This is a genomic window from Gelidibacter algens, assembly GCF_001678675.1.
In the GTDB taxonomy this organism is placed as follows: domain Bacteria; phylum Bacteroidota; class Bacteroidia; order Flavobacteriales; family Flavobacteriaceae; genus Gelidibacter; species Gelidibacter algens.
The window spans coordinates 26,106-33,476 of sequence record NZ_LZRN01000044.1; the positions used below are offsets into that span (position 1 = coordinate 26,106).

Consider the following 7,371-nt stretch of genomic DNA (forward strand, 5'->3'; position numbering starts at 1 on the left):
GATTACAAATGAGATTACGCCCTAAAATAAATAGGGTCTCAGAGTAAAAATCGCACAAACAGCGATAACCAACCTCCTATTTTTCGATATAGAACGCCAGAAATAGAAATATAAGATAGGAAGCAAGTAAAATAAAACCCTTTAACCTTCCCAATTCAAGTTTTTTCGGTAAAAAAATCATCGGAATCAGAACAAATGCAAATGCAATCATCCATAGCATGTCGCTGCCCAAAATTTGAGGGTTGTCTACTGTTATTGGCTGAATCATGGCCGTAAGACCAAGTACTGAAGCAATATTGAAGATATTGGAACCAATTAAATTACCCAGAGAAATAGCTTTCTCCTTCTTTAAGGCCGCAATGACAGAGGCCGCCAATTCTGGAACGCTAGTACCAATGGCTACCATGGTTACTGAGATTACACGTTCACTAACACCAAAAGAGATAGCCATCTCCTTTGCTCCAAAAACCAACCATTCACTCCCAAAATAAAGTGCCGCGCCACCAATAAGCAACCAAATAGTAATTTTAAAACCTGAGGTAATTTGTAAGGTTTCATCAAGGTCTTCAATTTGAATGTCAGGTACTCTCCGTGATCGTCTAATCAATACAACAAGAAAAATAATAAGAGAAAGCATCAAGGCACCACCTTCCCACCTGTCTAAAACATTGCCACTATCCAAAAGAAAATAGAGCACCACAGATAGCAACATCATCATGGGCCAATTGAGTTTGTAAAAATTCTTGTCAACATCCAATGGGGAGATCAGCGCTGTAATTCCCAATACCAAACCTATATTGGCAATATTGGAACCTATCACGTTGCCTAACGAAATGTCTGAAGACCCATCCAAAGCCGCCTGTAAACTGACCAAAAGTTCTGGTGCTGATGTGGCGAAAGACACCACCGTCATCCCTATGACCAATTTGGATATATTAAATTTAAACGAAAGGGCTACTGAAGAACGAACTAAAAATTCACCACCTACAACCAAGAGAATTAAACCTAAAATTACCCAAACAATACTCATAATTTTTTTTTGCGAAGATACTATATTCGGATTATTTGAAAAGCATTGCCGATTATGAATCTCAAAAATATACTAAGAAGCTACAAAAAAAATGAAAAGAACAATTCGGCAAATGTCACATAACTAATCAAAACTAACTTTTCAGTTATATAACGAATTAAATAGTTGTATAACTAAAAAAATAGTTATATTTGACTTCTCGGTTTAATGTACCGATTTACGCAAACGAAATAAAATTAATTTTTATGCAAAAGCTCACCAATAAAGAAGAGGAAATCATGCACATTATATGGAAGCTCGAAAAAGCTTTTGTAAAAGATGTGCTTGCAGAAATCACGGCAGATCAACCACACTACAACACCCTTTCTACCATTGTTAGAAATTTGGAAGATAAAGGCTATGTGAGTTATCAAGCCTATGGAAAAACACATCAGTACTTCCCAATTGTGAGCAAAGAGGCTTACAAAAAACGGTTTATGAGTACCGCCATTGAGAACTATTTCAATAATTCATATAAAAATGTAGTCTCGTTTTTTGCGAAGGAAGAAAAAATAAGCATTGATGAACTCAAAGAAATCATTGCGCTTATTGAGACCAAAAATAACGAAGAAGCCGAGTCCAAGAAATCCCAAACGCTTTAATTATGGAATACTTATTGAAAGCCAGCGCACTACTCACTATCTTTTATGGATGCTACATCTTGTTTTTGCAGCGAGTAAACTTTTTTTGACTCTAACCGATGGTTTTTAGTATTGGGTTTACTAACCTCGGTACTATTTCCACTTTTCGTCATTCCCCTTTATGTGGACATGCCTGCACCAAGCAACGATAGTTTCAAATTAGTAGCCACAACCATCCAAATAGCTCCAGAGACATTTGACCTGACCTCTTTATTTATTTGGTTCTATGCCACTGTTGCAAGTTTCTTTTTGGGCAGACTAATCATCCAACTCTTTTCTTTAAGTGTGCTGATCAGAAAACACGACAAGAAAAAAATAGGTGCTTATATTTTTGTGGAAACTGAACAAAACACGACACCTTTTTCATTTTTTAGATGGATCGTTTACAATCCGGAACACTTTAATCAGCAAGAACTCCAACTCATTCTACAACATGAAAAAGTGCATGCCAAACAAATGCATAGTTTGGATGTGTTACTCACAGATATCGCCAGCGCATTATTTTGGTTCAATCCCTTTATATGGCTATACAGAAAAGCACTAAAGCAAAACTTGGAATTTATTGCTGATTACAACACCCAAAAAACAACAGACTGCGAGGAACGCTATCAAAAATTACTATTGAAAACCAGCTTGCCTCAAGAAAATTTAATTTTCATCAATACTTTTTATAATTCAACAATCAAAAAACGAATCGTTATGTTACACAAATCAAAATCAAAACTTATGAACACTTGGAAATTCAGTATTATCATTCCTTTATTAGTGATTTTCGCTATGACTTTTAATACTAAAACTATTGCACAGACGTCTGATCGGGTTTCAGAATCGGCTTCGAGTGACCAACAAAATATCTTAAAATTTGTGGTGACCAAAGACACTAAGGATAAGCAACTGGATTTTATAAAAAATAAACTCGCCGACAAAGGCGCTACTATAAATTTCAACAATGTGAAACGGAATTCGAAAAATCAGATCACCGGGATCAAGATAGAATATGAAAATAAAAATGCAAACGGGAGTATTTTTGCCAATTCCTCAGAACCTATCAGTCCTATAGAGATTTCCATGAATCCATCTAATGGTACGATCATCTTAGGCCAGCAATCGTCTGAACTGAGTCAAACTTTTGATGTGGACACTGCAGAAGATGGAGAGATTGAGCTTAAGAAAACAACTTCCAAAAAAATTATTTTGACTTCCGAAAACAAATTGAATGCAAAATCGGAAGACGTTGAAGATGTTGAAATCACTGTTATAAAAAAAGAGAATGACACTAATGTCCAACTTTTTGAGAATGATAAAGCTTCACCTTTAGTATTGTTAGATGGCACAGAAATTTCTAAAGAACAAATGGAAGCAACGGATCCAGATATTATTGGAAGTGTTACCGTTCTAAAAGAAGAAAGTGCCACTACAAAATATGGAGAAAAAGGTAAAAATGGCGTCATCCTTATCACTAGCAAAAAAGGTAACTTTTTCAAAACTGATGCTGGAGATTTGATCTCAATTGGTAAAGATAACAAACAAGAAGAAAATACGCTGTCACATAGTGGTAAACAACCTTTATACATTTTAGGTGATAAAGAAATCACTATAGAACAGATGGAAGCCATCAATCCAAACACCATCGACGTTGTGAATGTGTTGAAAGATGAAAAAGCTACAAAAAAATATGGCAAAAAAGGGAAAAATGGTGTGATCATTATCACACTAAAAAAGAATAACTTTGATTTTAGACCTAAAAAGGAAGCCCAAATCTCTGACAGATTTTGGGCTTTTATTTTTATGAAAACCTTAATCTTACTCCACTACAACTTTCTTGATCATAGATTTTCCTCGGCAGTTTAACCTCAACACATAAATGCCTTTCGACAATCCGTAATCAGAAGAAAGATAAAAATCCCTATCGCCATTCAACTGTTGCAACAGCAGGTTACGACCATCCATTGTAAACACTTCCATTTTGGTGTCGCTCTTTATTCCCGTTATGTAAAGTCTATCTTTGGTAGGGTTTGGGTGAATTTTTATATTCACGGCATCGGCATCAATTGTACTCAATTCCTGATCCCAAACTTGTCCAACTTTATTTCCCCAAATAAACTCAATCAATTCCGGCTGGTCTATAAATGGATTTCTATTGATTTGCCAGGTGTAGATGATATTGTTTCGGTTCATTTCAAAATCGTCAGGCGGATCTTCTCTATGCCACTTCAGTAAGATCGACAAATCTCCAAGCTCACCTACCGTTCCTTCTGGGAAACCATTGACAATCTCTAGGCCTTTGTACCTAGCTGCCATATAAAATACACTTCGTGCCACATCGCCTTTAAATTTCCCCAAAGTACCCTTCGGACCATTATATTGTCCGTAATGCAAATTATTGCGTCTGCTATTTTCGCGAGAATCAACAGCCCTCAACGCATGGGCGTCGCTATAACCATGACGGAGAGAATCTGCATTGGTATTCCAGAACATCTCTTTCCCATCAAAAATTTCATCTAAATCAATACCATAAAATCTACCCCGACTTCGTGGATAAGTATGCTCCCGGTTCCATGTTCCAAAATTTTCTGAACCATATTGATAATCCAATTTAGGTCGTCCTTTTTCTATATAAACCAACCATACTTCATTACTGTGTTCTGGATTTTGATCGGCTTCTTTTAACATCTCAATAACCTCAGCATACGCCTGCGCCCTGACCACCCCCTCTTTTGCAATGATATCTTGAATGGCTTGTCTTAATGCTGTATCTGCCATACCATGCAAACTGTTATAATAGCCGTCGGGCTGTGTGCTGTTGACTCTTCCAAAGGTTGGGTTGATTGGCGTACCAAAATCGGCCTGAGTGAAATCATTATCAATTATTCTTATTTGCAAATTATTATTAAGTACCACAAATGTTGGTGGCAATCCTGAAACCCTAACTTTGATGACCTCATCGCCTTCGTCATTACTATCATCAATCACGGTTATAGTGGTGGATACAGTATTTGCCCCGATTGGTATGGTCAACACCGTTTCACCTATATAATCATCAGCATTAAAGCCATAATTACTCAAGCTTAAGGTAAATGACAACCCATCAGCCACATTCTGTTCAGTAGTAAATGAAATGGTGAACGTATCTCCTTCATGATACTGTTTCTCAGCTATCGAAATTAAAACCCCATTGAGCACCACCCCAGAACCATCATTTAGCTGCCTTGGCGTAGGAGTGGCTGACCTGTAATTCACCACGCCGTCATCTACAAAACGCTGAATGGAATTGGTGTTATTATTCGAACCTTCATTGAGTTGTTGGAGGTTTTGATCAAAAGCTCTAAAAATATCCAGTAAGCCAGTGGCTTCAGCATCATTGGTGCCATAGACCATGACATCTATCAACGTATCATCAACATATGCTAAGGTAAATTCAGGAAAGTCGAGATCATTTGCCCGATAGAGCGCAATGGCATCAGGACCATTTTGAATCACGGAAACAGGTATTACGTATTGTGGCGTTGGTGTTACGGAATTGCTACCTATAAGCAGCACCCCATTGATGTCAGTTTCATAACCGTCTAAATTTAACGCCAAATAGCTCTGATTGCCTCCCGTAGCCGACCCGTTAAAAAAGACAAGAACATACCCATCTAAAGGATAATTTGGGGTTTCTGAGAGAAGTTCAACAAATTCTTTTGTGTCTGTGCTAGGCGTGTCACTATCCAATTCATTGATGACTACCTGACCTAAAACAATACCAGAGAAGCCCATAAAAACAAAAAATGTAGCGAGATATTTCATAAGTATACTTTTACATAAAGATATGCAAATGGTCAGATTTTCAATGCTTTAAGTTTCAATCGATGGACAAAGGGAAAAGATTCAAACTTTTGTAAAATCAAAATAGAGAATCGCAACAAATGATAGAATCTTCAGAAACCTCGGTTTTTTAGGATGGAAAAACATTTCGTATTTTTTAGTATGAAGGAAATCTTAATTGCAACTCAGTTCTAACATGAGTTTTGACCTTAGTTTTTGAGCAATTACCATTGGTTTTAACAATTTAAAGCGTTAAATTTTTATCTTTGTTGTTAACGCATTTCAGGATCTCCATGAAAAAAAGCTTCTTTAAATTTTTGGCAAAGATCAATAAAGCAGTTCTTCCGAGCTATTCAAAAAAAGGCCTCGACCTTGCAAAAGCCTCCAAAGTACAAATGGCCATAATTGGATGGCGCGTTTTTGTTACAAAAAATGCGATCGATTAAAACCCAAACCCTATCTACATTTTGCCACTATATTTTCCGCTATCTTTGCCAAAAATAATTAAGAATGTCATTTAAGGACTTACAGCTCAACAAGCCCATTTTAAAAGCAGTAGCCGAATCTGGTTACGACTCTCCAACTTTAGTACAAGAACAGACCATCCCGTTGGTGTTGGCTGGAAAAGACGTCATTGCGTCTGCCCAAACAGGTACCGGAAAAACGGCTGCGTTTGCATTACCTATTTTACAACTCCTTTTTGACAAGCAAGATTCTGTAAAAAAAGGCAAAAAAATAAGGGCGTTGGTGATTAGTCCGACGAGAGAATTGGCCATTCAAATTGCCCAGAACTTCAAAACCTACAGCGCCCACACCAATTTAGAAACGATGGTTATTTTTGGTGGTGCTTCTATTGAACCACAAATTGATCTTCTTAAAAAAGGTGTGGACATTGTTATTGCTACCCCTGGACGTTTGCTCGATTTGCACAAGCAGGACCAAATCAATTTAGATTATATCGAGACCTTAGTATTGGATGAAGCCGATTTGATGTTGGACATGGGTTTTATTGATGATGTGACAAAAATTGAACGCTTGTGTCCTAAAGAGAAACAAACGCTATTGTTTTCAGCAACCATGCCTTTTAAGGTGGAGCAATTGGCAAGTACCATTTTGAAATCTCCAGAACGTGTTGAAGTTACCCCTACCTCATCTGCTGCCAACAATGTGAGCCAAGTGTTGTACTATGTGCCTAAACGCAACAAGATTGAATTATGCCTTCATCTTTTAAGAACTACTATCAAGGGTAATATTTTGATATTTAGGCGAACGAAATATGGTGTTGACAAACTAGAGCAAACTTTAATCAAAAACGGTTTTAAGGTAGAAAGTTTTCACGGTGACAAAACGCAGAGTGACAGACAATCGGCTTTAAATAAATTCAAGCATGGCGAAGCCAACATACTGATTGCTACTGATGTTGCGGCTAGAGGTATTGATATTGATGAATTGGATGCCGTGGTCAATTTTGATATGCCAAACGTACCTGAAACCTATGTGCACCGTATAGGTAGAACAGGACGTGCTGAACATTTTGGCAGCTCCTATTCCTTTTGCTCTGCAGATGAAAAAGCGTATATCAAAACCATACAGCAACTGATCAATACTCAAATTCCGGTGGAAGACGACCACCCTTACCCTCTAGATCCGCACGCAAAACCTATTATACATACGTCTAAAAAAACAGGAAGCAAGCATAAAAAAGGACGCAAAGGTCAGGGCTCTAAAAGCAAAAAGAAACGTTGGTACTAAAAAGGGTTGGAAGCTAGAAGTTTGAAGAATCGTGTGGCTCGCAGAGGCGCAAAGCCGCAAGGTTCAAATTGGATTTATTTTGTTCCAAAATAGAATAAAGAA

Annotated in this window: 6 protein-coding genes; 4 read left to right on the forward strand and 2 right to left on the reverse strand. The window is 37.4% G+C overall.

The genetic code is table 11. The annotated features are described in order from the left end of the window. Positions 1–76 precede the first annotated feature (76 nt). Positions 77–1,030 carry a calcium/sodium antiporter gene (locus tag A9996_RS16135; protein ID WP_066437466.1) on the reverse strand — a complete coding sequence of 318 codons (954 nt, stop codon included), beginning with the start codon at positions 1,028–1,030 and terminating at the stop codon, positions 77–79. Positions 1,031–1,275: 245 nt separating this feature from the next. Here A9996_RS16135 and A9996_RS16140 point away from each other — a divergent pair, with 245 nt between their 5' ends. Both A9996_RS16140 and A9996_RS16145 read left to right on the forward strand, forming a co-directional pair. After that, on the forward strand, positions 1,276–1,671 hold the full coding sequence (locus A9996_RS16140) for a BlaI/MecI/CopY family transcriptional regulator (RefSeq protein WP_066437468.1): 396 nt from the start codon (positions 1,276–1,278) through the stop codon (positions 1,669–1,671). Positions 1,672–1,782: 111 nt separating this feature from the next. Continuing rightward, positions 1,783–3,561: a M56 family metallopeptidase gene (locus tag A9996_RS16145; protein WP_157487238.1), complete on the forward strand. Its 1,779-nt coding sequence runs from the start codon at positions 1,783–1,785 to the stop codon at positions 3,559–3,561. Here the strand turns inward: A9996_RS16145 and A9996_RS16150 are convergent. Continuing rightward, positions 3,514–5,499: an endonuclease gene (locus tag A9996_RS16150; protein WP_066437474.1), complete on the reverse strand. Its 1,986-nt coding sequence runs from the start codon at positions 5,497–5,499 to the stop codon at positions 3,514–3,516. The genes A9996_RS16145 and A9996_RS16150 overlap by 48 nt on opposite strands. A gap of 311 nt (positions 5,500–5,810) precedes the next feature. Between A9996_RS16150 and A9996_RS20670 the strand changes: the two genes are divergently transcribed. Beyond that, positions 5,811–5,963 (forward strand): SsrA-binding protein, encoded by a 153-nt coding sequence (locus tag A9996_RS20670; RefSeq protein WP_066437475.1) that lies wholly within the window; start codon positions 5,811–5,813, stop codon positions 5,961–5,963. Between the two features lie 64 nt (positions 5,964–6,027). After that, entirely contained in the window at positions 6,028–7,269 is a 1,242-nt protein-coding gene (locus tag A9996_RS16160; RefSeq protein WP_066437478.1) for a DEAD/DEAH box helicase, read from the forward strand. The last annotated feature ends 102 nt before the right edge of the window (positions 7,270–7,371 follow it).

What these genes read in the sequence shown, in the direction of transcription:
- A9996_RS16135 (WP_066437466.1), bottom strand. Translation starts at nt 1,030, where the DNA reads ATGAGTATTGTTTGGGTAATTTTAGGTTTAATTCTCTTGGTTGTAGGT.
- A9996_RS16140 (WP_066437468.1), top strand. Translation starts at nt 1,276, where the DNA reads ATGCAAAAGCTCACCAATAAAGAAGAGGAAATCATGCACATTATATGG.
- A9996_RS16150 (WP_066437474.1), bottom strand. Translation starts at nt 5,499, where the DNA reads ATGAAATATCTCGCTACATTTTTTGTTTTTATGGGCTTCTCTGGTATT.
- A9996_RS20670 (WP_066437475.1), top strand. Translation starts at nt 5,811, where the DNA reads ATGAAAAAAAGCTTCTTTAAATTTTTGGCAAAGATCAATAAAGCAGTT.
- A9996_RS16160 (WP_066437478.1), top strand. Translation starts at nt 6,028, where the DNA reads ATGTCATTTAAGGACTTACAGCTCAACAAGCCCATTTTAAAAGCAGTA.